This is a genomic window from Pseudoruegeria sp. SHC-113, assembly GCF_025376885.1.
Taxonomy (GTDB): Bacteria; Pseudomonadota; Alphaproteobacteria; order Rhodobacterales; family Rhodobacteraceae; genus Pseudoruegeria.
The window spans coordinates 2,037,610-2,064,021 of sequence record NZ_JAHUBR010000001.1; the positions used below are offsets into that span (position 1 = coordinate 2,037,610).

Sequence of the window (26,412 nt, forward strand, 5' to 3'; positions counted from 1 at the left end):
GCCATGCTCGCGCGGCTCCTGTCCCTTCCGCTGTTCGTGATCCTGATGGGCGCGGGCGCGCTGGCGATGTTCCTGCCCGCGCTGCACGCCTATATTGAGGCCGACATGGAAACCGCGCGGGTGTTCTTCCTGAGCGGCGGGCTGTTTCTGCTGCTCACGCTGATGGTAGGCATCGCCACGGCCACCTATTCCCCGGCTTCGACCGCCCTGAGCCACATGATCGCGCTGGTGGCGGCCTTCACGGTGCTGCCCGCGATGCTGGCCGTGCCCTTCATGGAGTCCGTGACGGGGGCGGATTTCGGCGATGGCTATTTCGAGATGGTCTCCGCCCTCACCACCACGGGCGCGACGCTTTATGACGATCCCGCCACACTGCCGCGTGCGGTGCATTACTGGCGCGCGCTGGTGGGCTGGCTCGGCGGCTTCCTGATCTGGGTCGCGGCTTTCGCCATCCTCGCCCCTTTGAGCCTTGGCGGTTTCGAGGTGACGACGGCTTCGGAGGCCGGGCAACGGGCGCGCGGGGAATACGGCTTCATCCGCGTGGCGCGCCCCGGTGAGCGGCTGATCAAATACGCAGGCAAGCTGTTTCCCGTTTACACCGGGCTTACGGTGTTGCTGTGGCTCGGGCTCACGATCTCAGGCGAGGAGGCCTTCGTGGCCGTCTGCCATGCGATGTCCACGCTGGCGACAAGCGGGATTTCCCCGGTTGGCGGACTGGCGAACGGGCAGGCGGGGCTGGGCGGTGAGATCCTTGTGTTTCTCTTCATGTTCTTCGCCATCTCGCATCTGACCTTCGCGCCGGATCCCGGGCGGCGGCGGATCATGGCCTTCCTCACAGATCCTGAGTTCCGATTTGCGCTGGTGATCATCACGGTGGTGCCGGCGCTTTTGTTCCTGCGCCACTGGACGGGCGCGCTGGATCAAAGCCCGGAGAACGCCCCGCTCACCGCCCTGCGCGCGGCCTGGGGCAGCTTGTTTACGGTGATGTCTTTCCTCACGACCACGGGGTTTGACTCCGCCGCCTGGGCGGATTCGGCGGCCTGGTCGGGGCTGCAGACGCCGGGGCTGATCCTGATTGGGCTGTGCCTGATCGGCGGCGGCGTGGCCACCACGGCCGGAGGCGTGAAGCTGATGCGCGTCTATGCGCTCTTCATCCACAGCCGCCGGGAAATGGACCGCCTCGTGCACCCCTCTTCCGTGGGCAACCTCGGTGTGCAGGCCCGGCGCATCCGGCGGCAGGGGGCCTATGTGTCATGGATCTTCTTCATGATGTTCACGCTGTCTGTGGCGGCGATCATGTCGGCGTTGGCGCTCACCGGGCTGTCCTTTGAAAGCTCGCTCGTGCTCACCGTCTCCACGCTCTCTACCACCGGGCCGCTGGCGGATCTGGGTGGCGAGTTCGCGGTGAAATTCGCCTTTCTGGACGATTGGGCCCGCGGCATTCTCATCACTTCGATGGTGCTGGGACGGCTTGAGACGCTCGCCTTCATCGCGCTTCTGAACCCGGAGTTCTGGCGGCGCTGAAGAGGGCCATGCTCACGCGCCTGTCAGCCGTTCATTTTTGCACTGGAAACTCCGCTTGGGCCGCATCATAATCAAAGGAATGGAAAAAGAACTGCCAGCGAGGGGCTGGAGGGCAAGAAAAAAGGCTTTGTTTTAAATGGCTGCAGACAAACAGAATTTGCAGGATGCTTTTCTGAACCACGTCCGTAAGACGAAAGTTCCGGTGACTATCTTCCTGATTAACGGTGTGAAGCTTCAGGGCGTGATCACCTGGTTTGATAATTTCTGCGTGCTGCTGCGCCGGGACGGCCAGTCGCAGCTTGTCTACAAGCACGCGATTTCCACCATTATGCCCGCACAGCCGATCAACCTGTACGACGGCGAAGAGTAACAGATGCAAGCGCACGACCGGGGCGCGACCCGCGCCTGGGTCCTGCACCCTGACATCAAATCAGACCGCGAACGCCGCCCCTCCGGCCCGGCGCTCGAAGAGGCCGTTTCGCTGGCCCATGCCTTGCCCGACCTTGAGGTTGTGGGCAGCCTTGTTGTGCCTTTGCCCAAAGCGCAGCCGGGGCAGCTTTTCGGCACCGGCAAGGTCGAGGAGCTTGGCACGCTGTTCAAAGCCAATGAGGTGGAACTGGTGCTGATCGACGGGCCGGTGACGCCTGTCCAGCAGCGCAACCTCGAAAAAGAGTGGAAGGTGAAGATCCTCGATCGCACCGGCCTGATCCTTGAGATCTTCTCCGACCGCGCGCGCACCCGTGAGGGGGTGTTGCAGGTCGAGATGGCGGCGCTCTCCTACCAGCGCACGCGGCTGGTGCGGGCCTGGACCCACCTTGAACGCCAGCGCGGTGGGCTTGGCTTCGTGGGTGGCCCCGGTGAAACCCAGATTGAGGCCGACCGCCGTGCCATCGATGAAGCCCTCACGCGCCTGCGTCGCCAGCTGGCGAAAGTGGTGAAAACCCGCGATCTCCACCGCGCCGCGCGCAAGAAGATCCCCTATCCGATCGTCGCCCTCGTGGGCTATACCAACGCCGGGAAATCGACGCTGTTCAACCGGCTCACCGGGGCCGAGGTCATGGCCAAGGACATGCTCTTCGCCACGCTCGATCCCACCATGCGCGCCGTGCGTCTGCCCTCGGGGCGCGAGGTGATCCTCTCTGATACCGTGGGGTTCATCTCCGATCTGCCAACACAGCTCGTGGCCGCCTTCCGCGCCACGCTGGAAGAGGTGCTCGATGCGGATCTGATCGTCCATGTGCGCGACATTTCCCACCACGAGACCGAGGAACAGGCCCGTGACGTGGAGGCGATTCTCACCACGCTTGGCGTGGATGAGGAGACGCCGAAGCTTGAAGCCTGGAACAAGATCGACCGTTTGGGCACTGAAGCCCGCACGCAGGTGGAAACGCTGGCCGCGCGGCGGGAGGAGGTCTTTGCCGTTTCTGCTCTCACGGGCGACGGGCTTGATTTGCTGCTGGACGAGATCTCTGACAGGCTCACCGATCCGCGCAGCGAGGAAACCCTGATGGTGCCGTTTTCGGAAGGTCGCAAGCGGGCCTGGCTGTTTGAGCAGGGCGTGGTGACGGAAGAGGAACAGCAGGACGACGGCTTTCGGCTGGAGGTCTTCTGGACGGCCCGCCAACGCGCCCGCTACATGGCGCTTTGATCCACTAAAGAATCGAGCGGTAAGCGTACGGGTGCGCGCGAGCCAGTCCAACCGTCGGAACAAAGGGAAACGGTAGCGCCGTCCCGAGGGGTGGCGCAATCGCGCCGCCCCGTGGGGGCGAGACGGCGCGGCCCAACAGTGCCTGTTGGGTAAGAAGACACCTTAGAGCGTCTGCATTAATCCACCGGCCGTAGCACCGTCACCCCTTCGGCAGCCGCGCGGGCCAGCTCTGGATCGAGCGACATCGGGATATACTCCCCCCGCCGCCACAACTCGCCCAGATCATCATAGTGCCGCGACAGCGGGTGGCCGGACTGGCCGGTGGAAATGATGAAGACCGAGGAATCCGGATCGGCGAAATCATAAACCCCGCGATAGCCTGCACCGTGCACGTTCTGGAACGGATCCGGCCCCGTGCCCTTCGTCAGCCCGCGCTGCAGCGTGTTGTCGCCACCGGAAGTGGACTGGCGAATGTTCACGAAGGCCGAGAGCACCGGGATGCTGCCCAGCACCTGATGATCATGGGTCGCCTCATGGGCATCGCCCCAGCGCAAGGAGCCAACGGCAGGGCCATAGCGTTCCTGCGTCCAGAGAAGCGCATCGTCCAGCGCAATGCGGGCGATGTCGGTACAGCTTTCCTCGCGGCTTGATTGCACCACGTTGCACCACGCGCCCGCGCCATCGGTGTTACGGAAGACGCGCTCCACGAAGACGGGATCCACATGGGTGAACTCATTGGCCAGCGGGCCAAGCTCGTCGCGGATCAGCCGGTTCTGCAGCGCACGCGCCCAGGCGGCGTAGATCAGCGGCTCTGGCAGGTGCTCGTTCATCTCGCCGTTCCACTCGGCCAGCAGATCCAACGCTTGCTTGCGCCGCTGCTCCACCGTGCCTTCCGGCGCGGCCTCGCCGGTGTACCAGAGATCTTTGGCCACCAGCGGCAGCAGCGCGCGGGCGGTGAAGCTGACGGTATCAAGCTGCGCCTCGATGAAGCTTTCGCGCGTGTGCACCTCGCGGGTCTGCATCAGGCGCTGCCAGCGGTAGATGCGCTGGCTGTCGCCCCAGACGAAGGAGAGGTGATCGGGGAAGGGACGATCGACCGTCTTGTTGTTGGTGTTGCCGAGGATGCCGCCCTCGGGATCCTTGAACACCGGGTTGCTGGCGTAGGGCATGCGCCCGTTCCAGCGGTTCGTCTGGATCCAGCCGGGCGAGGGGAAGCGGCCCTGCGACTGATGCCGCGCATCGCGGCGCGGGTTGGCGCCGATGGTTTTCATCGCCACGCGCCCCGGCTCCACCAGCGTGAGGTTCTGCGCAGGCGCGATGAAGCGCTCGCCTGCCGTGATCGCGGCCTCGATGCTGCGCGCCTGCATCAGGTCCAAAGCCGCGCCGATGGAGGTGTCGCGCGGGGTGAGGGCCGTCCAGGCCAGCGAGGTGACGTGACCAGCCGGCGTGATCGTGCCGAGGTTGAAGTGATGGCCGGGCAGCACAGGGCCGTTTTCCGTCCAGCGCAATTCGATGCTTTCCGGGGCAGCGTCCTTGATCTGGATGATCGAGGTGCGGGTGCGGAAAGGTTTGAAGCCCTCGGGCGTTTCATATTCGGATGGGTTTTCCGGGTTCAGCCGCTCGATATAGGCGTCCTGATCGTCCACATAGGCCGTCGTCACGCCCCAGCCGAGCGCATCTGAGCGGCCCGAAAGGATCACGGGGATGCCCGGTATGGTGCCGCCGATCACGCCGCCTGCGGAAAGCTCCAGCCGCGCCAGATACCAGATCGCTGGCGCGGAGAAGCCCAGATGCGGATCATTGGCGAGCAGCGCGCCACCCGCTGCCGAGCGGCTGGGCGCGGCGGCCCAGGCGTTGGAAGCGCCGGAAAAGCCGCGCGGCTTGGCCGGGGAGAGCGGATCATAGGCGGTGGTGTTCTCGGCAAAGCGTGGGGCGGAAGGGAAGAGCGCGGCGTATTCCGGCAGGCTGGCGATGGCGTCCCCCGGTACATCGGGCAGGATATCGCGCAGGCGCTCGGGCGGCAGCACCAGCGAAAGCCGGGCGCGCAGCACCTCGGCCTCAAGCTGGCCCGACAGCTGCAGCGCCATTAGCTTCAAAACGGCGATGGAGTCAGCCGGCTGCCAAGGCGCGATCTCGTTTGAGAAGAGAAACAGCTCCGGCGCGCCGCGCCCCAGCGCCTCGGTGTTGACGGTGTTGAGCCAGGCATTCACGCCCGCCGCATAGGCCTCCAGCGCCTCCATCGTGCGCGCGTCCTGCACCGCGACGGATTGCACCGAAAGAGGGTAGAGATCGAGCCGGCGCATCAACTCGTCGATCTTGAGCGTGCGCGCGCCGAACAGCTCCGACAGCCGCCCTTGCGCGGTGCGGCGCAGCATCGTCATCTGCCAGAGCCGATCCTGCGCATGGGCAAAACCAAGCCCGAAGAAGACATCCGCATCGCTTTGCCCGAAGACATGCGGCACCGAATGGGTGTCGCGCACGATTTCGACTTCCCCGTCAATGCCTTGCACGTTGTGGTTCGCGTTATAGTCGATCAGCGAGCGGCTGCCGAGATAGTAGACGGCGAAGACAACGGCTACCGACAGAAGGATCAGCCCGGAGACGATACGCAGGAGCCAGCGAAAGACGGTAGCCATGGAGTTCCCTTGGTTGACGGCGCTGTGATTGCCTTTAGGGTTCCCCTGATAAAGCGGATTTGTGGGCGACACAATCAAAGGAACACGAGGGATAAATCATGGCGAAAACAGCGTTTCTCGGGCTCGGAGTGATGGGCTATCCGATGGCCGGGCATCTGAAGGCCGCAGGCCACGAGGTGACGGTCTACAACCGCACCGCCACGAAGGCGCAAGCCTGGGTGGAGCAGCATGGCGGCGCGATGGCGCGCACCCCGCGCGAGGCTGCGCTGGGGGCGGATTTCGTCTTCTCCTGCGTGGGCAACGATGACGATCTGCGCGGTGTGTGCCTGGGTGAAAACGGTGCTTTTGCAGGCATGGCGGCGGGCAGCGTGTTCGTGGATCACACGACCGTTTCCGCTGCTGTGACCCGCGAGCTCTATGCGGCGGCCAACGAAAGGCAGGTCAGCTTCGTGGATGCGCCGATTTCCGGCGGGCAGGCGGGGGCTGAGAACGGCGCGCTTTCGGTGATGTGCGGTGGCGATGAAGGGGCGTACCTGCGGGCCGAGCCGATCATCGCGGCCTACGCCAAGATCTGCCGCCGCCTTGGCGATTGCGGCGCGGGACAGCTGACCAAGATGTGCAACCAGATCGCCATCGCCGGGCTGGTGCAGGGCCTGAGCGAAGCGCTGCATTTCGCCGAGAAGGCCGGGCTTGATGGCCGCGACGTGGTGGAGGTGATCAGCCAGGGCGCGGCCGGAAGCTGGCAGATGGCCAACCGCTATGAAACCATGCTGGATGATCATTTCGACCACGGTTTCGCGGTGGACTGGATGCGCAAGGATCTGGGGATCTGCCTGAAGACAGCCGATGAGAACGGCGCGAGTCTGCCTGTGACGGCGCTCGTGGATCAGTTCTACAAGGATGTGCAGAAAATGGGTGGTGCGCGCTGGGATACGTCTTCGCTGTTCAAGCGGCTGCGCAAGCTCGGGTAAGGAAGAGGGGGCGCTGCCCCCGCCGCGCCTTGCGGCGCGACTCCCCCGAGGTATTTTTGGCAAGAGGAAAAGGGGCGTGCGGCGGAAAGGCGGCGCGCCCTTTTCTTTGGATCAGGGGATGATGCGGGAGTATTTCGTGCCCTTGATCGAGGCCCCGGCGATGAGGCCAGCCTGACCGAAGACCAGTGCGATCACCGGTTTGCGGGTCGTGGTGGTGTCGATCTTCATGTTGCCGCCCTGATCGATGGCGGCATATTGCACGTCCGCCCCCGCGGCCCAGCCGGGCGAGCGGCGGAATTCGCTGAGCGCATCATCCGTCATGAAGAACAGCGCATGGGCGTATTGCTGTGCGCCGACCTGGAAGCCTACGGAGGCTTGCGTGGCGGAATAGTAATCCACCGTGACACCATCGATCTGCAGCGCGCCCTGGCCGTAGGCCCCGCCGACCCAGAGGCCGGCTTCCGTCATCAGCGGCATCACGAGGATACCGGAGGCCTTGGCGGCGAGATCCTGCGTGTCGGGGTAGGTGGAGAAGAGGTAGTTCATCGTCGCGTTGACGCGCGCGTCGAGTTCCATGGCCCCGGTGCTGCCGACGCCATTGCCGCAGGCGGCTGTCATGGCCATAGCGGATCCGGCTCCGAGAACGAAGCCACGGCGGGAGAAAGTGTTCATGGGTCTGCCCCTTGGTCTTGTTGCCTGACGTTTGCCGGCTTTTTCGGGCGCCGGCTTGGCGCAAAATATAGGGGAGATTCTGACGGGTGTCACCCGCACAAACGCGTGCGGCGGGAATTGGCGAGCCCTTGCCGCTTAGTTAACCGCTGATCAGCCGTCGCGCAGGGCGCGTGCGGCGCGCGGTGCGTAATAGGTGAGCACCCCGTCGCAGCCGGCGCGTTTGAAGGCCAGCAGGCTTTCCAGCATAGCCGCCTCGCCGTTGATCCAGCCATTGGCCGCCGCCGCCTCGATCATCGCGTACTCACCGGAGACCTGATAGGCGAAGGTGGGCGCGCCGAAGGTGTTTTTCACGCGGCGGCAGATGTCGAGGTAGGGCAGGCCGGGCTTGACCATGACCATATCCGCGCCCTCGCTCAGATCGCGTTCGATCAGGCGGATGGCCTCGTCGGAATTGGCTGGGTTCATCTGGTAGGTTTTCTTGTCGCCTTTCAGCGCGCCGGTGGCACCCACGGCATCGCGGAAGGGGCCGTAGAAGCAGGAGGCGTATTTGGCGGCATAGGAGAGGATCGCCACGTCCTTGTGGCCTGCGGCCTCCAGCGCGCCGCGCATCGCGCCGATGCGGCCGTCCATCATGTCTGAGGGGCCAAGGATGTCGGCCCCGGCTTCGGCCTGCGCCAGCGCCATCTTCACCAAGGCCTCGACTGTTTCATCGTTCAGGATCACGCCCTCCTGAACGATGCCATCATGGCCGTTGATGTTATAGGGATCGAGCGCCACATCCGTCATCACCGCGATCTCGGGCACCGCCGCTTTGACCGCGCGGATCGCGCGGTTGGAGAGGTTTTTGGGGTTCCAGGCCTCTTCGCAGGCTTGGGTTTTCAGGGCCGGGTCGGTGTAGGGAAAAATGCAGATCGCCGGAATGCCAAGCGCCGCGGCCTCTGCCGCCGCATCCACCAGGAAATCGATCGACAGCCGCTCCACCCCCGGCAGCGAGGCGATGGGCTGGCGCGTGGCCTCGCCCTCGACCACGAAGACAGGCCAGATCAGATCGGCCGCCGTGAGCCGGTTCTCCTGCACCAGATTGCGCAGAGCTGCGCTGGCGCGGGTGCGGCGCAGGCGGGTGGCCGGGAAGGGGGCAAGGGTAGGGCGCATGGCGGGGGCAACCTTTTAGTGTTTCCTTTTTGCGTGCCACGGATTTATTCCTGCCTCAAGGGTAGGAAAAGCCGCAGCCAGAGGCTATGGCAAACCAAGCCGCTACAGGTTGAAGCAAAATCACAAAAAAAGGGACAGGCTTCGTGGACTGGTATTCTCTTGTCTTCGAGATGATCGACATGCGCTCGTTCTCGAACCTGTGGTACTGGATCGCGCTCGCGGTGATGTGGTCCAGTGTCAGCCATTTCGTGCTGGGGGTGCCTTACGATCTCGTGACGCGCGCCGAGAAGAGCGAAGAGGCCGACGCCGATCTGACGCTGATCGTGGGCGTGAACGTGCGGCGGATCCATTATATCGTGCACAGCGCCGGGCTCTGGGTTCTGGGGTTCACCTTCTTCCTGCTCACCACGCTGGCGATCACAGGCTTCTTTTACGGGGTGGAATTCAGCCAGGCGGTGTTTCTGCTGGCCTTCCCGATGAGCGGTGTCGCGCTTCTTTCGATTTTCACCGCCGACAAGATACTTGCCGGCGAACTTGTGGGCGAAGCTTTGCGCAAGCGGCTGCGGCGGCACCGGCTTTATACCCAGATCATCGGCATGATCTCGATCTTCATCACCTCGGTCTGGGGGATGTATCAGAACCTGATGATCGGCTTGCCCGGTTGACTTTCCGCCCCGCATGGTTACCTCGGCGGCCATGACAAACCACCAGCATCTGACATGGAGCGGCGCTCCGGAAGGCCATGACGCTCAGCTTCTCCTGCGCGAGCTTGGGAGCTCGGCCACGCCCGTGGTGCATGTGGCGCGCGACGACCGCCGCCTTAACGCCATGCGCGATGCACTGCGCTTCTTTGCGCCTGATATGCCGGTGCTGGTGTTCCCGGCCTGGGATTGCCTGCCGTTTGACCGTGTTTCGCCCAACGCCGATGTTTCAGCCGCGCGCATGGCGACGCTGGCCGCGCTGGTGCATGGCGCGCCGCAGCGCTTTGTGCTGCTGACCACGCTCAACGCCGCCAGCCAGCGCATTCCGGCGCGCGAGGTGTTGAAGGATGCCGCCTTCGTGGCCGAGGTGGACAAGCGGCTGGATGAGGCCGAACTGCGCCGGTTTCTCGTGCGGATGGGCTTCACCCAGACGCCCACGGTGATGGAGCCGGGCGATTACGCCGTGCGCGGTGGCATCATCGACATCTACCCGCCGGGGGAAAGCGGGCCCGTGCGGCTCGATCTCTTCGGCGATGTGCTCGATGGCGCGCGGCGCTTTGATCCGGCCACGCAGAAGACGACCGAAAAGCTTTCCCGCGTGGAACTCGCGCCCGTGTCCGAGGTGATTCTGGACGAGGCCGCGATCACGCGTTTCCGGCAGAACTACCGCATCACCTTCGGCGCGGCGGGAACGGATGATCCGCTCTATGAGGCGGTGAGCGCAGGCCGCAAGCATCAGGGCGCGGAGCACTGGCTGCCTTTCTTCCATGAGCGGCTTGAAACGCTCTTTGATTTCCTGCCCGAGGCCTCGATCCTGCTGGATGACCAGCTTTCCGCAGCGCGCCAGAGCCGCTGGGAGGGCATCGCGGATCAATATGAAAGCCGCAAGCTCGCGATGCAGCAGAAGAACCGGATGGACACGGTCTATAAACCCTGCCCGCCGGAGCTTCTGTATCTGGACGAGGACGGCTGGGCCAACGCCGTGGCCGCGCGGCGCGTGTTGCAACTGGTGCAACTGCCGCAAAGCACCGGGGCCAAGGTGTTGGACATGGGCGGGCGCATCGGGCGCAATTTCTCGCCGGAACGCCAGCTTGAAAACGTCAGCCTTTTCGGGGCCTTGTCGGCGCATATTCAAGCCAAGCGCAAAGGCGGTCAGGTGATCGTTGCCAGCTACTCGGAAGGCGCGCGGGAGCGGCTTCAGGGGCTGATGGAAGACGAGGATCTGGCCGACACGCGCCTGATCACCGATTTCAACGATGTGCCGGAGGGCAAGGGCGGTGTGTATCTGGCCGTCTGGGCGCTGGAACATGGGTTCGAGGCCAAGGGGCTCACCGTGATCAGCGAGCAGGACGTGCTGGGGGACCGCCTGATCCGCGCGCCCAAGCGCAAGCGGCGGGCAGAGAACTTCCTGACCGAGGCGCAAAGCCTCTCGCCCGGCGATCTGATCGTCCACGTCGATCACGGCATCGGGCGCTACATGGGGCTGGAGGTCGTCACAGCGGCCGGTGCCGCCCATGAGTGCCTGTCGCTGGAATACGCAGGCGGGGATCGCCTGTTCCTGCCTGTTGAAAACATTGAGCTTCTCAGCCGCTACGGCCATGAGGAAGGGCTGCTCGACAAGCTCGGCGGCGGCGCGTGGCAGGCCAAGAAGGCCAAGCTGAAAGAGCGCATCCGCGAGATGGCGGACCGTTTGATCCGCATCGCGGCGGAGCGTGAGCTGCGCCATGCCCAGATCATGGAGCCGCCCGAGGGCATGTGGGATGCCTTCTGCGCGCGCTTTCCCTATCAGGAAACCGACGATCAGCTCACTGCCATTGCCGATGTGCTGGACGATCTGGCGCGCGGGCGTCCGATGGACAGGCTCGTTTGCGGCGATGTGGGCTTCGGCAAGACCGAAGTCGCCATGCGCGCGGCATTTGTCGCGGCAATGTCGGGCGTGCAGGTGGCGGTGATCGCCCCCACAACGCTTCTGGCCCGCCAGCACTACAAGAGCTTCGCTGAACGTTTCCGGGGTTTTCCGTTAGAAGTCAGGCAGCTATCGCGCTTTGTGACTGCGAAGGATGCCGCCGCCACCCGCGACGGGCTGGCCCGCGGCACCGTCGACATCGTGATCGGCACCCACGCGCTTCTGGCGAAATCCATCCGCTTCAAGAACCTCGGGATGCTGGTGATCGACGAGGAGCAGCATTTCGGCGTCGCCCATAAGGAGCGGCTGAAATCCATGCGCTCCGATGTGCATGTGCTCACGCTCACCGCCACGCCGATCCCGCGTACGCTGCAGATGTCGCTCTCGGGGGTGCGGGATCTTTCGATCATCGGCACGCCGCCGGTGGATCGCCTCGCCATCCGCACCTATGTGAGCGAGTTTGATGCCGTCACCCTGCGCGAAGCGCTGCTGCGTGAGCATTACCGGGGCGGGCAGAGCTTTTTCGTGGTGCCGCGCATCAAGGATCTGGCTGAAATCGAAGCATTTTTGCGCGATCAAGTGCCGGAGGTCAGCTTCATCACCGCCCACGGCCAGATGGCGGCGGGCGAGCTTGATGAGCGCATGAACGCCTTCTACGACGGCAAATACGACGTGCTGCTGGCCACCACCATCGTGGAAAGCGGGCTTGATATTCCGACGGCCAATACGATGATCGTCCATCGCGCCGATATGTTCGGCCTCGCGCAGCTTTACCAGATCCGGGGCCGCGTGGGCCGCTCCAAGACGCGCGCCTATGCCTACCTCACAACAAAGCCGCGCAAGCCGTTGACTCCGAACGCAGAAAAGCGCCTGCGCGTGCTCGGAAGCCTTGACAGCCTCGGCGCAGGCTTCACGCTTGCGAGCCAGGATCTCGACATTCGCGGTGCGGGCAACCTGCTGGGCGAAGAGCAATCCGGCCAAATGCGGGATGTGGGCTATGAGCTGTATCAGTCCATGCTGGAAGAGGCCGTCGCCAAGATCCGCTCGGGCGAGGCGGAAGGCCTGCCGGACTCCGGGGATCAATGGGCGCCGACGATCAACCTCGGCGTGCCGGTGCTGATCCCCGAAAGCTATGTGCCCGATCTCGACGTGCGCCTTGGCCTCTACCGCCGCCTCTCGGGCCTCACCACCAAGGTGGAGCTTGAAGGCTTTGCCGCCGAGATGATTGACCGCTTCGGGAAATTGCCAAAGGAAGTCAACACGCTGCTGCTCGTTGTTCGTATCAAGGCCATGTGCAAACGGGCCGGGATCGCTAAGCTTGACGCCGGGCCGAAAGGCGCGACGATTCAGTTCCACAACGACAAATTCGCCTCGCCCGCCGGGCTGGTGGAGTTCATCACCGCCCAGAAGGGGCTTGCCAAGGTGAAGGACAACAAGATCGTCGTGCGGCGTGACTGGGCGGCCGAAGCCGACAAGATCAAGGGCGCTTTCGCCATCGCACGCGATCTGGCCGAGAAAGTGGTGGCGGAAAAGAAACGGGCCAGCGCCTCCTAGCGCCAGCCCGCTTCCTAGAGAGGCCCGTCCATGCATCCCCCCACATGAACGGGCGGTGGCGAGAGAGGCATCAACGTCCGTGAGCGCCTCAGGCCTCGCCGATAACCGGGGCCGGGTGGGGCAGCCTTTTCGCTGTCTTGCGCACCCGGAGCGTGGTGGGTTCAGAGTGAGTGTACCACGCCATCACTGAGCGCCACATCTTAAACGTGTGGCATGCATCCGCTTTCCCTGGTTTGAGGTCTTGGTTCTTTTCCCCCTTCGTCCCGGCATGAACGGCTGGTGTTTTGTCGGGCCAAACGGCCGCCGCCTTATCGATCCTGCGTCTCCCCGGCCAAGCGTTGCGCAGCCATCCCCGAGCCATTCCACCCGCCTGCGCTTGCTTTTCGTGCCGGGAATGCGCCCCGGTGTCCCCATCGAATTTGACAAGCAACGTATCGGATGGGCAATCTAAGGATGTCCAAAAAATCCGACTGAGGGTCCAGCATGGCGCTTGATCGACTTTCCTCCTTTTTGTCCGGCCTCACGGTTTCGGAAGTTTCGGCCCATACGACTGCAGGGCATAATTTCTTCGTGCATCCGGCAGCCAGAGGCAGCGGGTTTCTGCTGTGCAGCCCGGATCCTTTGGAGGGTGCAGGCCCGCCGGTGGCTTGTGCGAGGCTGTCCTGGGGGGTGAAATCCGATCTGTTTCGGGGCGCGCATGGCGGATTCCAGATGGCGATCCCGCCGGAAGACTCGCTTCATCCCATGATTGTGCTGCTGGAGCAGGAGCTGCGCGCCCCCCGTTGCGGCGCGCCTTTGCTGCTAGCGGGCTACGTGGAGGTGCTTCTGGTGCATTTCCTGCGCAGCGCCCTGCAGCGCGGGCTGGCGGAGTTCGGGCTGATGGCGGGCCTTGCCGATCCGCGCCTCGCGCGCACGCTGGTGGCGATGCACGACATGCCGGAAAAGCCCTGGACAGCAGAAGATCTGGCCGTGCTGGCGGGCATGTCGCGCTCGGGCTACATGGACCGCTTCCAGAAGGTGATGGGCGAGGGGCCGATGGGCTACCTGCGGCGCTGGCGGCTGGCCCGCGCGCGGGAAGCTCTGGAAGCGGGCGAGCGCGTGGCGCTGGTGGCGCGGCGCTTTGGCTACAGTTCGACCGACGCCTTCACCCGTGCCTTCCGCAAGGCCGAGGGTCAGCTGCCGTCGGATTTGCGGCGGGCGCGTTCCAGCGTTTCCTCGACCTCTTCGCCGAACTTGGAGAGCTTCTGAGCCAGCGCCTCTTCCGGGGTCTGGATGTTGAGCCGGTGGTTCACCCGTTTCGTCAGGTTCTGCACGCCAAGAGCGAAAGCCCCGATCCCGAAGATGATCAGGATGGTGACCCCGATCTTGCCCTGCGGCGTTTGGGGGACCATGTCGCCATAGCCGACGGTGGACATGGTGACGATGGTGAAGAAATAGGCGTCAAGCCAGCCCCAGCCCTCCACATAGTGGAAGAACACCGTGCTGGCGGCCACCATGGCCACTAGCGCGCTGAAGAAGGTCTTGGCAAAGAACGACATGTGCGTGGCGGCCCCTCAGGCGGTGCGTTTGATCCGTTTCTCACCCGCTATGCTGCGCATGAGCGCCGTTGAGATCAAGCAGCAGATCAGTACGGTGGCGGCCAGTGGCGTGGCGGTGCCCGCAAAGAGCAGCCCCACGGCCCCGGCCAGAACCGCGCCGCCCACGGTGGAGATCGCCCCCATGACGGAAGCCGCGATGCCCGCGATATGGCCCAGCGGCTCCATCGCAAGCGCGTTGAGGTTTCCGAGCGTGAAGCCGACCATGTAGAAGACGGTCACGATCCAGAACAGGAAGAGCCAAAAATTCAGAAGCCCCGCGAGTGAAAGCCCCAGCGCCAGCGCGGCAAAGCCGATCTGCACCGCGTAGCCCATCGTGGCCAGCGGGCGCATGCCGTAACGCTCCACCAGCCGTGCGTTGATCACGTTGCCTGTGCCCGCCAGCAGCGCGATACAGGCAAACCAGAAGGCAAATTCCGTTTCCCGCCCGTAGGTGATCGCGAAGAGCGGCTGGATCGAGGAGATCACGCCCAGCAACATCCCGAGCGTCAGCGTCTGCACCGCGATCGACACCACCACCATCCGCACCCCCATCATCTCGCGCGTGGCCTGCGCGATGCTGGTGAAAGTGAAGGGGCGGCGGTTTTCCTGTGGCAAGGTTTCCGGCTGGCGCAGGGCGTACCAGCCGCCCGCGAACAGCGCGAAGAGCACGAAGGCCACGAAGATCGCGCGCCAGTCGAACACCGCCATGATCGCCAGCCCCACGGCAGGGGCGGCGGCGGGTACGAGCACGAAGATCATCATCATGAAGGAGACGATCTTGGCCATCTTCTCGCCTGCATAGAGATCGCGGATCATGGCTTGCGTCGCGATGCGCGGCCCGGCGACGCCGATGCCCATCAGGAAGCGCGCGATCAGCAGCACGTCGAGCGATTGCGCCTGCGCGCACAAGAGCGCCATCGCGCAATAGACGGCCGTGCCGCCGATGATGACAGGACGGCGACCGATGCTGTCAGACAGCGGCCCGGCAAAAAGCGTGCCAACACCCATGCCCAGCATGAAGATGGCGATCACGAGGGAGATGTTGCCCGGATCGTCCGGCGTCAGCTCCTCTGCGATGCGCGTCATCGCGGGCAGCATGGCGTCGATGGCGAAGGCGATCATCGCCATCAGCATGGCGCAGAGCGCGATGAACTCACCTTGTTTCAGGGGCTTGGCGTTCATTGCTCACCTTCTTGGGCGGCCTGTTGCGCCTTGATGTCGGCGATCACCTTGAGCCAGAGCTCTGCCGGTTGGGCACCGGGGACCGCATGTTGCTGGGCAACGACGAAACAGGGCACACCCGTGACCCCCATCTTGCGCGAATGGGCATCGCGCTCGCGGATCATTTCGGCATCCGCATCGCCCTGCAGCAGGCGCAACGTCACTTCGCGGTCCATTTCGATGCTTTCGGCGATATCGGCCAGCACCTCCGCATCGCCGATGTCCTTGCCCTGTTCGAAGTAGGCTTTGAACAGCGCCGAGACAGCGGCCGTTTGGCGGGCCTCAAGCCCGGCCCAGTGGATCAGCCGGTGGGCGTCCACCGTGTTGGGCGTGCGCTGGATGGCGGCGAAATCGATGTTGAGGCCGGCTTCCTGCGCGGCCTCGGCGATCTGGCCGTAGACACGCACCGCGCCTTCCTTGCCGCCGAACTTGGCCTCCAGATAGGCGCGGCGATCCATGCCGCCTTTCGGCATCTCCGGGTTCAGCTGGAAGGGGTGCCATTCAATCACGAAAGGATGGTCGGGCACTTGGGCGAGCGCTTCATCAAGGCGCGTCTTGCCGATATAGCACCAAGGGCAGATCGGATCGGAGATAATATCAAGCTTTACCATGGGTTGCCTCAAACTCTTCGCGCAGTTTCCGGCGCAGGATCTTGTTGTTTGCGCCCCGAGGGAGCGCTGCAATGCGCCGGAACAGGCGCGGGGTTTTGTAGCGGGCCAGCCGCGTTTCGCAGAAGGCGGTGAGCGCTTCCGTCTCGATCTCCTGATCGGCCACGTAGAAGGCGGCGATCACGGTGGTGTCCGCCTTTACGTGCACCTCGGCGGCGGCGGAGTCCTGCACCTCCGGGTGGCTGTTGAGCACGCGCTCGACCTCCAGAGGCGAGACGCGGAAGCCACCGGCGTTCATCATGTCATCGGCGCGGCCCAAGTAGTGGATCGCGCCGTCGGGATCCATCGAGACGGTATCCCCGGTCAGGAACCATTCGCCGGCAAAGCGGCTTTCCGTCTCGGCCTCGGCCTCCCAGTAGCCCAGCATCAAGCCCTGATCGCGGCGGGAGACGCCCAGCACACCGGGGGCGCCAAAGGGCACCGCAGCGCCGTCTTCCCCCAGCACCGCCACGCGGCGGCCCTTCTGCGGATAGCCCGAGGCCCCAGCCGGGGCCGGATGGCCGGGCGCGCCGGAGATGAAGGTGGAGCATTCCGACATGCCGTAGGCTTCATAGATTGCGCAGCCCGTGGCCGCCGTGAACGCTTCGCGCACAGCATCTGGAAGCTTTTCACCGGCGGACAACCCGTGGCGCAGTTCGGGCAGGGTGAGCGGCCCGCCTTGCTTGAGCATCTGGCGGTAAACACCCGGCGCTGCGGCGAAAATCGTAACTCTCTCTTTGGCGAGAAGCGCGGGCAACTCCGAAGCCACGACCCCTTGCGCAGGGATTACGGCGGTTGCGCCCGCCGACCACGGATCCATAAGCCCGGTGCCCAAAGTGTAGGTCCAGTTGAAGGCCCCGGCGTGGAGCAGCACATCCTGCGCAGTCAGCCCATACCAGCCCTCCCACATCATCCGCCGCGCCCAGATCGCGCGGTGGGCGTGGCAGACGGCGTGGGGCTGGCCCGAGGTGCCTGAGGTGTAGATGATGTAGCCCAGCCGCTCCGGATCAACCATCACGTAATCCGCCGGGGGCAGCGCGTGAAAGCTTTGTAACGCGGCTTCGCCGATCACCGGGATGTCACAAGGCGCGGGCAGGGCCACGCCGTCGCCCGCAACGATTAGCTTGGGGCGAATCTCGGCGGCGATCTTGCTGCATTCGGGCGCGGTGAGCATCGCGGAGGTTGGCACCGGAATGAAGCCGCCCGCGATGGCGGCAAGGAAAGTGAGCGGGAATTCCAGCGTGTTCCCGAGCCGCATGAGCACCCGGTCGCCCGGTTTGAGCCCCTGTTGCGCCAGCCCGGTGGCGATGCCGCGAACCATGCGTTCCAGTTCGCCATAGGTGTGGGTCTGCCGCGCCTGTAGCCCGGCGATCACGAGCGCGGGTTTTGCAGGGTCCGCGCCGCTGCTTGTCAGCACGTGGCGGGCCATGTTGAACGGGCTGGGGCAGGAGCTGGGCGGCCCCTGATCGAAAATGGAAACCATGCCTGACAGTTACGCGCGCAAATGCCAAGTTGCAAGGCGTGCGGCGCATCCCCTATACGGGCCTAATGAGCGACGACGAGCAAACCAAGATCATCCGCATCGCCCGCGAAAGCGGCGAGGACACCCATGTGGAACCGCTGAACCTCGGCGCGCGCGTGCGCGAGCTGCGCAAGGCGCGCGACTGGACGCTGGAGCAGGCGGCCAAACAGGCAGGGCTTGCGCGCTCTACGCTGTCCAAGATCGAGAACGGCCAGATGTCGCCCACCTATGAGGCGCTCAAGAAGCTGGCCGAGGGGCTGCAGATCTCGGTGCCGCAGCTGTTCACGCCGCCCTCGCGCAACCAGGTGAACGGGCGGATGTCGGTAACGCAGGCCGGCACCGGCACGGCCCATGTCACGACGACCTATGAGCACGAGCTGCTGGCAGGTGCGCTGACCAAGAAGCAGATGTTGCCCTACCGCGCCCGGATCCGGGCCCGCGACGTGGCGGAGTTTGACGGATGGGTGCGCCATGACGGCGAGGAGTTTCTCTACGTGCTCACCGGGATCGTGCGGCTCTACACGGAGTTCTACGAGCCGGTGGACCTGCGCCGGGGCGACAGCGCTTACTATGATGCCACGATGGGACATAACGTCATCTCCGTTTCCGAAGATGACGCGACAATTCTGTGGGTTACGTCGCTGACTTAAACAAGCGAGGCAAGACCAACAGCGCAAGCCCGACGCCAACAATCTGCATCACGATGAACATCGGCACATGGGCCGGGGTGATCCCGGCGAAGGTGTTGGAGAAGCCGCGCGCGATGGTGACGGCGGGGTTGGCGAAGCTCGTGGACGAGGTGAACCAATAAGCGCCGGTGATGTAGAAGCCCACGAGCGCCGGGATGGCCTCGGGCCGGGCGGCGAGTCCGCCGAGGATCACGAAGAGCAGCCCGAAGGTGGCGATCACTTCCGAAGCCCAGAGGTTCACGCCGCTGCGCGCGGTGGTGGAGGCCTGAAGGATCGGCAGATCGAACATGAGGTGCGCGAGCCAAACCCCTGCAATCCCGCCCAGTATCTGGATCACGATATAGGGCAGTGCCTCGGATTTCGCATGGGCCCCGGTGAAGGTGAAATAGAGCGTCACCGCCGGGTTGAAATGCGCGCCGGAGATCGGGCCGAGCGTGGTGATGATCCCATAGAGGATGCAGCCCGTCGCGACGGCATTGGCCAGCAGCGCAAGCCCGGCGTTGCCGCCCGACAGCGCCTCCGCCATGATGCCCGAGCCCACCACGCCGATCAGCAGGAAGGCGGTGCCGATGAATTCGGCCAGCAGCTTGCGGCGCATCTCCGGGGTCATGGCAGGGTTCCGATCCGGTCCAGTTCCGCTTTCAGCGTGGCCGCATCCATCGAAGCGATGTCCTGCGCCAGAAGCGCCTGCGCGCGGCGGTTCAGGATCTCGTAGGCGGTGGTGAAGGCCGTTTCCCAATCGGCTTCCTCGGCTTTGGCGGGATCTTCCACGCCCCAATGAGCGCGCACCGGGGCGCCGGGCCAAATGGGGCAGGTTTCCCCGGCAGCCGAGCCGCAGACTGTGATCACGGCGTCCATCTGCGGGGCGTCGGCTGCGCCGAATTCATCCCAGCTCTTGGAGCGCGCGCCAGAGGTGTCATGGCCTTTTTCGCCCAGCAAAACAAGCGATTGCGGGTGGACCTTGCCAGCCGGCTGGGAGCCTGCGGAATAGGCCGTGACGCGGCCTTGGGAGGCGAGGTTGAGGATGGATTCCAGAAGGATCGAGCGGGCCGAGTTACCGGTACAGAGGACGAGTATGTTCATGAGAGTGGCGCGTAATCAGTTTGTGTAACAGCCCCATGACAGGGCAGCGCAAAGGCCGGCGCTTTGGCCAGCCTTTGGGGTATTTTTTATCGGATGCGTGTCAGAGCGCATCTTCCACGGCGCGGGAGGCAGTGGAGATATCCTGCCCGATCCCGTCCACGGTGGCGCAGGCGCTCAGGGCCAGCACCAGCAGCAGCGCAGCGGCGCGGCTCATTCTTCCACCCACCAGACATCCGGTTGATACATGATCCAATCTCCATACATCGGGATGTGCTCCGGGTACTTCAGCGACGCATCATGCGCAATCCGGCTGGAGGCGAAATACCAGATCGGGATCACGTAGCGCCCGGCGGTCAGCACGCGGTCCAGCCCCTTTACAGCGGCGCGGAAATCCTCCTGGCTTTCGGCGGTGAGCATGGTGTTGATCATGGCTTCAGCTGCCGGGGAGTTCATCCCCATGTAGTTGCGGCTGCCCGGCTCGGTGACGCCTGCGCTGCCCCAATAGCCGAACTGCTCGTTGCCGGGGCTCAAGGAGAGGCCGCGACGGTAGTAGGTCATCCCGAAATCGTAGTCGTTGGTGCGCTCCTTGTATTGCGCGCTTTCAACGGTGGTGACGGTGGGCACGATGCCAGCCTTGGACAGCGCCTCGACATAGATGTCGATGATGGCCTGATGCTGGCTTGAGCCCTGCGACAGCACGATTTCAAAGGTGAAGGGCTCGCCCGCTGCGTTCTTCATCACCCCGTCCTGCACCGTCCAGCCGGCCTCCTCAAAGAGCGCCAGCGCCTTGCGGGTGTTGGTCCGGTTGCGCTCGCTGCCGTCCGAAACAGGCAGGCTGTAGCCTTCGATCGTGCCCGGCGGCAGATCGGCAGCATAAGGGGCGAGCAGCTCCGCCACGCGGCCTTCGGCGGGGCCGTGATCCATGCCCAGCACCGAGTTGGCATAGTAGGAGGAGATCCGGGGCAGGGTGCCGCCGTTGATCGTTTCGTTGATGAACTCGAAGTTGAACAGCGTGATCATCGCCTCGCGCACGCGCCAGTCCTGGAACTGCGGCAGGCGGGTGTTCATCACGAAGCCCTCGATGCCCGTGGGCCGCTGGTGCGGGATCAGCGATTTGACGATCTTGCCCGACTGCACGGCCGGGAAATCATACTGCATGTCCCATTTGGCGGCGTCGGTTTCGCGGTTGGAGGTCAGCACACCGGCCTTGAAGGCTTCAAACATCGCCGTGCCGTCGGTGAAGAACTCCATGCGGATTTCATCGACGTTGGCGCGGCCCTTGTTCACCGGCAGATCCTTGCCCCAGTAATCGGGGTTGCGCTTAAGCGAGAGGTACCGCCCGGCCTGGAAATCGTCGACGACATAGGGCGAGGAGGCGATCGGGATCTCGGTGAGCCCGCTTTCCGTGAAATCCTTGCCGTCCCACTGCGCCTTTTTCAGGATCGGGCGCATGCCGAGGATCAGCGGCAGTTCGCGATCTTCGGTGTTGAAGGTGAATTTCACCGAACGCGGCCCGGTGATCTCGGCGGTTTCCACCTTCTCCCAGGCGCCTAGGTAGCGCGGGTGGCCGATGGTGCCGAGCGTCTCGAAGGACCAGAGCACATCTTCCGCCGTCACCGGCGAGCCGTCAGAAAACCGGGCCTCTTCGCGCAGGGTGAATTCCACCCAAGTGCGGGCGTCATTCGTCTCGACCGATTCGGCCAGCAGCCCGTAAAGCGTGAAAGGTTCGTCATAATTTCGATCCATCAGGCTTTCGTAGCCATAAAATCGCAGCATCCACGGCACGCGGCCTTTCAGGATGTGCGGGTTGAGGGAATCGAAGCTGCCGGTTTCGCCCAGAACGATGCGCCCGCCCTTGGGGGCCTCCGGGTTGGCATAGGGGAAGGACACAAAATCAGGTGGTAGGGCCGGCTCCCCATACATAGCTATGCCATGTTGCGGTTCTGCGGATGCGAATCCCCCACAGGCGAGAATGGCCGTGGCGAGGCTTCCCATACGGAATGCCCGGAAAAACGATGGTCTCATTTTGGCAACAATCCTTCTGCTCCCTTTGTTCTTTGCGCCCAAAGCTACCCGTGCTTCCTTGGCTTTTCAAACTTTTAGCTTGGCGCATGGCGGGAGATTGCGTATAACAACATCACTGCTCGATAGGTTTCTTGCCTGTATGAAACCTGCCTCAATAACTTAACGCCCGCTTCGTGCGGGCGTTTTTTTTGTGCTTGCGCCAGCCAGCGGCAGGGCGCCGAAGCGGGCTTCAAAGCGTATATTTCATGTGCATTTCGCAGTCGCAGCATTTAGCCTGCGGCCAAGATTGAGGCGTTGAGGAGTAACAGGATGTCCATCAAGGGAAAAACCGCTGTCATCACCGGGTCCAACTCGGGAATCGGGCTGGGTGTGGCCACGGAACTGGCCAAGCTCGGGGTGAATGTGGTGCTCAATTCCTTCACCGACCGCGACGAAGATCACGCGCTGGCCGCCGAGATCGCGAAAACGCATGGCGTTGAGGCGCGCTACATCAAGGCCGACATGTCCTCGCCGGAGGAGTGCCGTGCGCTGGTGGAGCAGGCTGGGGCCTGCGATATTCTCGTCAACAACGCCGGGATCCAGCATGTGGAAGGGATCGACAAATTCCCGACCGACAAGTGGAACGCGATCATCGCGATCAACCTGTCTTCGGCCTTCCACACCACGGCCGCCGCGCTGCCAAAGATGCGGGCGGCAGGCTGGGGTCGCGTGGTGAACATCGCCTCCGCCCACGGGCTCACTGCCTCGCCTTATAAATCGGCCTATGTGGCGGCGAAACACGGCGTGGTCGGGCTGACGAAGGTGACGGCGCTGGAAACGGCGGAAGAGCCGATCACGGCCAATGCCGTCTGCCCCGGCTACGTGCTGACGCCGCTGGTGGAAGCACAGATCCCCGATCAGATGGCGGCCCACAACATGGACCGCGAGACGGTGATCAAACAGGTGATGCTGGAGCGTCAGCCCAGCCGCCAATTCGCCACTACTGAACAACTCGGCGGCACTGTGGCCTTCCTCTGCTCCGATGCGGCGGCCCAGATCACCGGCACCACGATCAGCGTGGACGGCGGCTGGACGGCTCTTTGAGGAAGATTCCTGTGAGCAGCAAGACCCGCATCAACCTGGCCCTGCAAGGCGGAGGCGCCCACGGCGCCTTCACCTGGGGTGTGCTGGACCGGCTGCTGCAGGAAGAGGACATCGAGATTGCCGCGATCTCGGGCACCTCGGCGGGCGCCATGAACGGCGCGGCGCTGAAAGCCGGGCTGATTTCAGGCGGGCGTGGGGGCGCGCGCGAAAACCTCGCCTGGCTCTGGCAGCAGATGGGCGCGGTGGAGGACACGCGGTTCTCCAACTGGATGACGGCGCTTTCGCCGTTCCCGTCCATGTTTTCGGCCTTCTTCGAGCATTCGATCCCCTTCCAGGTGGCGGAAGCGGCGACGAATTTCCTGAGCCCCTATGATTACGGCCCGGCCTATTTCAATCCGCTGGAGCGGATCGCGGAGCGGTTTCATTACGATCTGGTCTGTATGGATTGCGAGCCGGAGCTGTTCATTTCGGCCACCAATGTGCGCTCGGGCAAGCTGAAGGTGTTTTCCGGGGAGCAGATCAGCGCGCAGGCCATTCTGGCCTCCACCTGCCTGCCGACGCTGTTTCAGGCGGTGGAGATCGAAGACCCAGACACCGGCACCACCGAGGCCTATTGGGACGGCGGCTACATCGGCAATCCGGCGCTGTTTCCGCTGGTGGAGAAAAACCTGCCGGGCGATGTGGTGATCGTGAACATCAACCCGCTGTTTCGCGAGGAGCTGCCGCGCACGGCGTCGGAAATCCAGAACCGGATCAACGAGATCAGCTTCAACTCCTCGCTTCTGCGCGAATTGCGCGCGCTGACCTTCACCCAGCAGCTGGTCTCCACGGGGCTCTTGCAGAAGAAGAAGATGAAGGATCTGCACATTCACATGATCGCCGACAACGATCTAATGAACGAGCTATCCGTGGCCACGAAGATGATCCCCAATCCGGCCACGCTCACGCGGCTGTTTGAGGCCGGGGTTGCGGCGGCGGAAGGGTTCCTTGCGCGCGACCGCGCCAATCTGGGCGTGCGGGATTCCGTGGATCTGGCTGCGATGTTCAAAGGGTAGGGGCGGGCGGCCGTCTCGACGGTCAGCCCGTGTCACAGGGTTCGCCTCAGGCGATGTTCTCGGGCTTCTCCCGGAGCGGCTGCGTCGGATCCTTCTGGTTCGGATAGACCAGCCCCGCCGAAATCACCAGCTTCGCCGCATCTTCCACGCTCATGTCCAGCTCGATCACATCATGCTTGGGCACGAACAGCAGGAAGCCCGAGGTCGGGTTCGGCGTGGTGGGCAGAAAGACCGACACGATCTCTTCGCCCGCCGGGATCTTCTCGCGGATCTCGCCCTTGGCATTGGTGGAGATGAAGGCAATCGCCCAAAGCCCCTTGCGCGGATATTCCACGAGGCAGGCCTTGTCGAAATTCGTGTCGCGGTCGGCAAAGACGGTTTCGGCAATCTGCTTCAGGCCGGAGTAAACCGAGCGCACGATGGGCATGCGCTCCACCAGCCGTTCGCCCGCGTGCAGCAGCGAGCGCCCGATCAGCCCCTTGGCCAGCATCCCCACGAGCACCGTGAAGACGAAGAAGATGATCACTCCCAGGCCGCGCAGGTTGATGCCGATGTATTCCTCCGGCTGCCAGCGGTCCGGCACAAGCGGCAAGACCCAGCTGTCGATCCAGCCGATCACGGCCCAGAACAGCCAGATCGTCACCGCGATGGGCGCGATCACGACGATGCCGGTCAGGAAGCTGTTGCGCAGCTTGGCAAAGGGATGCAGCTTCTGGCGATCCTTGCCGTGGTCTTCGGTGTCCATAGGGCCCATTTCCGTGTGAGGTCAGCGCTATTTAGGCGCTTGGGGGGCGTTCAACAACGCCCCTGATGGGGTTTCGCCCAAATCTATGGCCTTACGCGGCCAGAGCGCCTGCAATTTGGGCAGCCAGCCGGGCGTTGTTCAGCACAAGCGCGATATTGGCCTCAAGGCTCTCGCCCTCGGTGAGCTCGAAAATGCGCTGCAGCAGGTAGGGCGTGACCTTCTTGGCCGCGATGCCATGGGCGTCCGCATCCGCGATGGCGCGGGCGATCACAGGGGCCAGCACCTCGCGCGAGATCTCGGCATCAGCCGGGATCGGGTTGGCCACGAGCTGGCCGCCCGAAAGCCCCATGGCCGCACGCATCTCCATCGCCGCGGCGATCTGGGCGGGGGTGTCCATACGCAGCGGGGCCGGGAGGCCGGACTCACGCGACCAGAAGGCCGGGAATTGATCCTGCCCGTTCACGATCACCGGCACGCCGAGCGTTTCCAGCACTTCGAGCGTTTTCGGGATGTCGAGGATGGCCTTTGCACCGGCCGCCACGACGGTAACGGGGGTGCGCGCCAGCTCCTGCAGGTCGGCGGAGATGTCAAAGCTCAGCTCCGCACCCTTGTGCACGCCGCCGATGCCGCCGGTGGCGAACACCTTGATGCCCGCCAGATGGGCGCCGATCATCGTGGCGGCCACGGTGGTGGCGCCGGTGCCGCCCTGCGCGATGCAGGCTGCAAAATCGGCGCGCGAAAGCTTGGCGACGTTCTTCGCCTGCCCAAGCGCTTCCAGTTCCTCATCCGAGAGCCCGATGTGCAGGGAGCCGTTGATCACCGCGATCGTGGCCGGCACCGCGCCATGGGCGCGCACTTCGGCCTCCACGCGGCGGGCGGTTTCCACGTTCTGCGGGTAAGGCATGCCGTGGGTTATGATGGTGCTTTCCAGCGCCACCAGCGGCGCGCCGGTTTCGCGGGCCTTGGCAACTTCGGGGGAGAAGATCAGGGGCAGGTTCATAGAGGGGTCTCTCCGGACACATAGGTGGCGGCGGCGCGCAGGGCGGTGGTGAGCGCGGTTTCACGGGATTCACCGCGCGCTTCGGCCACGATATGGGCCGCCATGAAGGTATCGCCCGCGCCGGTGACACGCGTCACCAGCACTTCGGGCGGGGTTTGGGTGATGACAGAGGTGCCATCGCATTCCGAGGCCGACCGGCCGCCGTCCGTGACCAGCGCCCGCGCGGCACCGCGCGCGATGAGCGCTTCGGCGGCGGTGGCGGATTCGGTGAAGGTGGCCTGACAGAGGTAGCCGGCTTCTTCGAGGTTCACGTAGAGCGTGCCACGCGCGTGGTTCAGGAAGGGCGCAAGCCGCTCAGCCTTGCCGGGGCTTGCCGGAGCCACGCGCAGGTCAGCCGCAGCGAAGAGCGGGCTGGCGGCGATGGTTTCCAGAAGCTCGGTTTTCAGATTGCCATCCAGCGCCACGGGCCCTGCGAAAGGCGCAGCCGCGCTTCCCAGCCGGCCATCGGCGAGCGGGGTGAGGATCTTGTCGCCCGCCGCTTCCAGCGAATGGGCATCGGCAATGGCGGCGATCAGCCCGTTTGCACCTTCCACCGCCATGTAGCGATCGGTGGGCAGATCTTCGGAGAGGTAGACGTAGCCCGTCACCATCCCCATGCGCTCGCAGGCGCGCAGCAGCTCGCGCCCCTCATCATCCTTGCCGATGGTTGTCAGCAAGGCGGGCCGCATGCCAAAACGGCGCAGCGTCATGGCGATGTTCATCGCGACACCGCCGGGCAGGCGGCTGATGCGCCCGGGCAGATCGCTGCCCACGCGCATGTGGCTGGCGGAGCGGCCGATCACGTCCCAGAGGACGGAACCGATGCACAGGATATCGGGTGTGGGTTGGGTCATAGGCGCCTTGTGACCGAAAACCCGCGCCACTGGCAAGAGAGCCCGTGCGCTGCTTGGGCGCTGGCAGCGGTTTTCCACCTGAATTCAGGTGGATTTCACCCCAAGGGC

At 64.1% G+C, this 26,412-nt stretch carries 24 protein-coding genes; 10 read left to right on the plus strand and 14 right to left on the minus strand.

Annotated elements, in window-relative coordinates:
• Positions 1–3 precede the first annotated feature (3 nt).
• From KVX96_RS10130 to hflX, 3 genes are all read left to right on the plus strand, one after another.
• Positions 4–1,524 (plus strand): TrkH family potassium uptake protein, encoded by a 1,521-nt coding sequence (locus KVX96_RS10130; protein ID WP_261194293.1) that lies wholly within the window; start codon positions 4–6, stop codon positions 1,522–1,524.
• 136 nt (positions 1,525–1,660) lie between these two features.
• Positions 1,661–1,894: an RNA chaperone Hfq gene (hfq, locus tag KVX96_RS10135; RefSeq protein ID WP_037206760.1), complete on the plus strand. Its 234-nt coding sequence runs from the start codon at positions 1,661–1,663 to the stop codon at positions 1,892–1,894.
• Positions 1,895–1,897: 3 nt separating this feature from the next.
• Positions 1,898–3,172 (plus strand): GTPase HflX, encoded by a 1,275-nt coding sequence (gene hflX, locus KVX96_RS10140; protein ID WP_261194294.1) that lies wholly within the window; start codon positions 1,898–1,900, stop codon positions 3,170–3,172.
• A gap of 176 nt (positions 3,173–3,348) precedes the next feature.
• On the opposite strand, the gene KVX96_RS10145 is transcribed toward hflX, so the two are convergent.
• On the minus strand, positions 3,349–5,808 hold the full coding sequence (locus KVX96_RS10145; protein ID WP_261194295.1) for a penicillin acylase family protein: 2,460 nt from the start codon (positions 5,806–5,808) through the stop codon (positions 3,349–3,351).
• A gap of 98 nt (positions 5,809–5,906) precedes the next feature.
• Between KVX96_RS10145 and KVX96_RS10150 the strand changes: the two genes are divergently transcribed.
• Positions 5,907–6,779: an NAD(P)-dependent oxidoreductase gene (locus KVX96_RS10150; protein WP_261194296.1), complete on the plus strand. Its 873-nt coding sequence runs from the start codon at positions 5,907–5,909 to the stop codon at positions 6,777–6,779.
• Positions 6,780–6,890: 111 nt separating this feature from the next.
• On the opposite strand, the gene KVX96_RS10155 is transcribed toward KVX96_RS10150, so the two are convergent.
• Both KVX96_RS10155 and hemB read right to left on the minus strand, forming a co-directional pair.
• Positions 6,891–7,451, minus strand: a complete 561-nt coding sequence (locus tag KVX96_RS10155) for a YSC84-related protein (protein WP_261194297.1) — start codon at positions 7,449–7,451, stop codon at positions 6,891–6,893.
• A gap of 150 nt (positions 7,452–7,601) precedes the next feature.
• Positions 7,602–8,603 (minus strand): porphobilinogen synthase, encoded by a 1,002-nt coding sequence (hemB, locus tag KVX96_RS10160; RefSeq protein WP_261194298.1) that lies wholly within the window; start codon positions 8,601–8,603, stop codon positions 7,602–7,604.
• Positions 8,604–8,746: 143 nt separating this feature from the next.
• Between hemB and KVX96_RS10165 the strand changes: the two genes are divergently transcribed.
• The 3 genes from KVX96_RS10165 to KVX96_RS10175 all read left to right on the plus strand — a co-directional run bounded on the left by KVX96_RS10165 (position 8,747) and on the right by KVX96_RS10175 (position 14,012).
• Positions 8,747–9,268: a component of SufBCD complex gene (locus tag KVX96_RS10165; RefSeq protein WP_261194299.1), complete on the plus strand. Its 522-nt coding sequence runs from the start codon at positions 8,747–8,749 to the stop codon at positions 9,266–9,268.
• 31 nt (positions 9,269–9,299) lie between these two features.
• On the plus strand, positions 9,300–12,764 hold the full coding sequence (mfd, locus tag KVX96_RS10170) for a transcription-repair coupling factor (RefSeq protein WP_261194300.1): 3,465 nt from the start codon (positions 9,300–9,302) through the stop codon (positions 12,762–12,764).
• Between the two features lie 744 nt (positions 12,765–13,508).
• The gene (locus KVX96_RS10175) at positions 13,509–14,012 is read left to right on the plus strand and encodes a helix-turn-helix domain-containing protein (RefSeq protein ID WP_261194301.1); all 504 of its coding nucleotides are present in this window, start codon (positions 13,509–13,511) and stop codon (positions 14,010–14,012) included.
• Here KVX96_RS10175 and KVX96_RS10180 read toward each other — a convergent pair.
• The 4 genes from KVX96_RS10180 to KVX96_RS10195 are packed head-to-tail and all read right to left on the minus strand — an operon-like array spanning position 13,937 to position 17,692.
• Positions 13,937–14,302, minus strand: a complete 366-nt coding sequence (locus tag KVX96_RS10180) for a potassium channel family protein (protein ID WP_261194302.1) — start codon at positions 14,300–14,302, stop codon at positions 13,937–13,939. The genes KVX96_RS10175 and KVX96_RS10180 overlap by 76 nt on opposite strands.
• A 15-nt stretch (positions 14,303–14,317) precedes the next feature.
• On the minus strand, positions 14,318–15,523 hold the full coding sequence (locus KVX96_RS10185) for a multidrug effflux MFS transporter (protein ID WP_261194303.1): 1,206 nt from the start codon (positions 15,521–15,523) through the stop codon (positions 14,318–14,320).
• Positions 15,520–16,173, minus strand: coding sequence for a DsbA family oxidoreductase (locus tag KVX96_RS10190; RefSeq protein ID WP_261194304.1), 654 nt, complete (start codon positions 16,171–16,173; stop codon positions 15,520–15,522). Before KVX96_RS10190 ends, KVX96_RS10185 begins: the two co-directional genes overlap by 4 nt.
• Positions 16,160–17,692 (minus strand): class I adenylate-forming enzyme family protein, encoded by a 1,533-nt coding sequence (locus KVX96_RS10195; RefSeq protein WP_261194305.1) that lies wholly within the window; start codon positions 17,690–17,692, stop codon positions 16,160–16,162. Before KVX96_RS10195 ends, KVX96_RS10190 begins: the two co-directional genes overlap by 14 nt.
• A gap of 65 nt (positions 17,693–17,757) precedes the next feature.
• Between KVX96_RS10195 and KVX96_RS10200 the strand changes: the two genes are divergently transcribed.
• Positions 17,758–18,381, plus strand: a complete 624-nt coding sequence (locus KVX96_RS10200; RefSeq protein WP_261194306.1) for a helix-turn-helix domain-containing protein — start codon at positions 17,758–17,760, stop codon at positions 18,379–18,381.
• On the opposite strand, the gene KVX96_RS10205 is transcribed toward KVX96_RS10200, so the two are convergent.
• The 4 genes from KVX96_RS10205 to KVX96_RS10220 all read right to left on the minus strand — a co-directional run bounded on the left by KVX96_RS10205 (position 18,365) and on the right by KVX96_RS10220 (position 21,528).
• On the minus strand, positions 18,365–19,030 hold the full coding sequence (locus KVX96_RS10205; RefSeq protein ID WP_261194307.1) for an aquaporin: 666 nt from the start codon (positions 19,028–19,030) through the stop codon (positions 18,365–18,367). The genes KVX96_RS10200 and KVX96_RS10205 overlap by 17 nt on opposite strands.
• Positions 19,027–19,503: an arsenate reductase ArsC gene (locus KVX96_RS10210; protein ID WP_261194308.1), complete on the minus strand. Its 477-nt coding sequence runs from the start codon at positions 19,501–19,503 to the stop codon at positions 19,027–19,029. Before KVX96_RS10210 ends, KVX96_RS10205 begins: the two co-directional genes overlap by 4 nt.
• A gap of 100 nt (positions 19,504–19,603) precedes the next feature.
• The gene (locus KVX96_RS10215; protein ID WP_261194309.1) at positions 19,604–19,717 is read right to left on the minus strand and encodes an entericidin EcnA/B family protein; all 114 of its coding nucleotides are present in this window, start codon (positions 19,715–19,717) and stop codon (positions 19,604–19,606) included.
• Positions 19,714–21,528 carry an extracellular solute-binding protein gene (locus KVX96_RS10220; RefSeq protein WP_409977102.1) on the minus strand — a complete coding sequence of 605 codons (1,815 nt, stop codon included), beginning with the start codon at positions 21,526–21,528 and terminating at the stop codon, positions 19,714–19,716. The genes KVX96_RS10215 and KVX96_RS10220 overlap by 4 nt, the downstream gene beginning before the upstream one ends.
• A gap of 309 nt (positions 21,529–21,837) precedes the next feature.
• On the opposite strand from KVX96_RS10220, the gene KVX96_RS10225 reads away from it, so the two are divergent.
• Positions 21,838–22,611: a 3-hydroxybutyrate dehydrogenase gene (locus KVX96_RS10225; protein WP_261194311.1), complete on the plus strand. Its 774-nt coding sequence runs from the start codon at positions 21,838–21,840 to the stop codon at positions 22,609–22,611.
• Between the two features lie 11 nt (positions 22,612–22,622).
• Positions 22,623–23,666, plus strand: coding sequence for a patatin-like phospholipase family protein (locus tag KVX96_RS10230; protein WP_261194312.1), 1,044 nt, complete (start codon positions 22,623–22,625; stop codon positions 23,664–23,666).
• A gap of 46 nt (positions 23,667–23,712) precedes the next feature.
• Here the strand turns inward: KVX96_RS10230 and KVX96_RS10235 are convergent, their stop codons facing one another.
• From KVX96_RS10235 to KVX96_RS10245, 3 genes are all read right to left on the minus strand, one after another.
• Positions 23,713–24,411, minus strand: coding sequence for a DUF502 domain-containing protein (locus KVX96_RS10235; protein WP_261194313.1), 699 nt, complete (start codon positions 24,409–24,411; stop codon positions 23,713–23,715).
• Between the two features lie 91 nt (positions 24,412–24,502).
• A complete protein-coding gene (locus KVX96_RS10240; protein ID WP_261194314.1) occupies positions 24,503–25,411 on the minus strand; it encodes a pseudouridine-5'-phosphate glycosidase in 909 nt (302 codons plus the stop codon).
• Positions 25,408–26,304: a PfkB family carbohydrate kinase gene (locus tag KVX96_RS10245; protein ID WP_261194315.1), complete on the minus strand. Its 897-nt coding sequence runs from the start codon at positions 26,302–26,304 to the stop codon at positions 25,408–25,410. Before KVX96_RS10245 ends, KVX96_RS10240 begins: the two co-directional genes overlap by 4 nt.
• Positions 26,305–26,412: the final 108 nt, after the last annotated feature.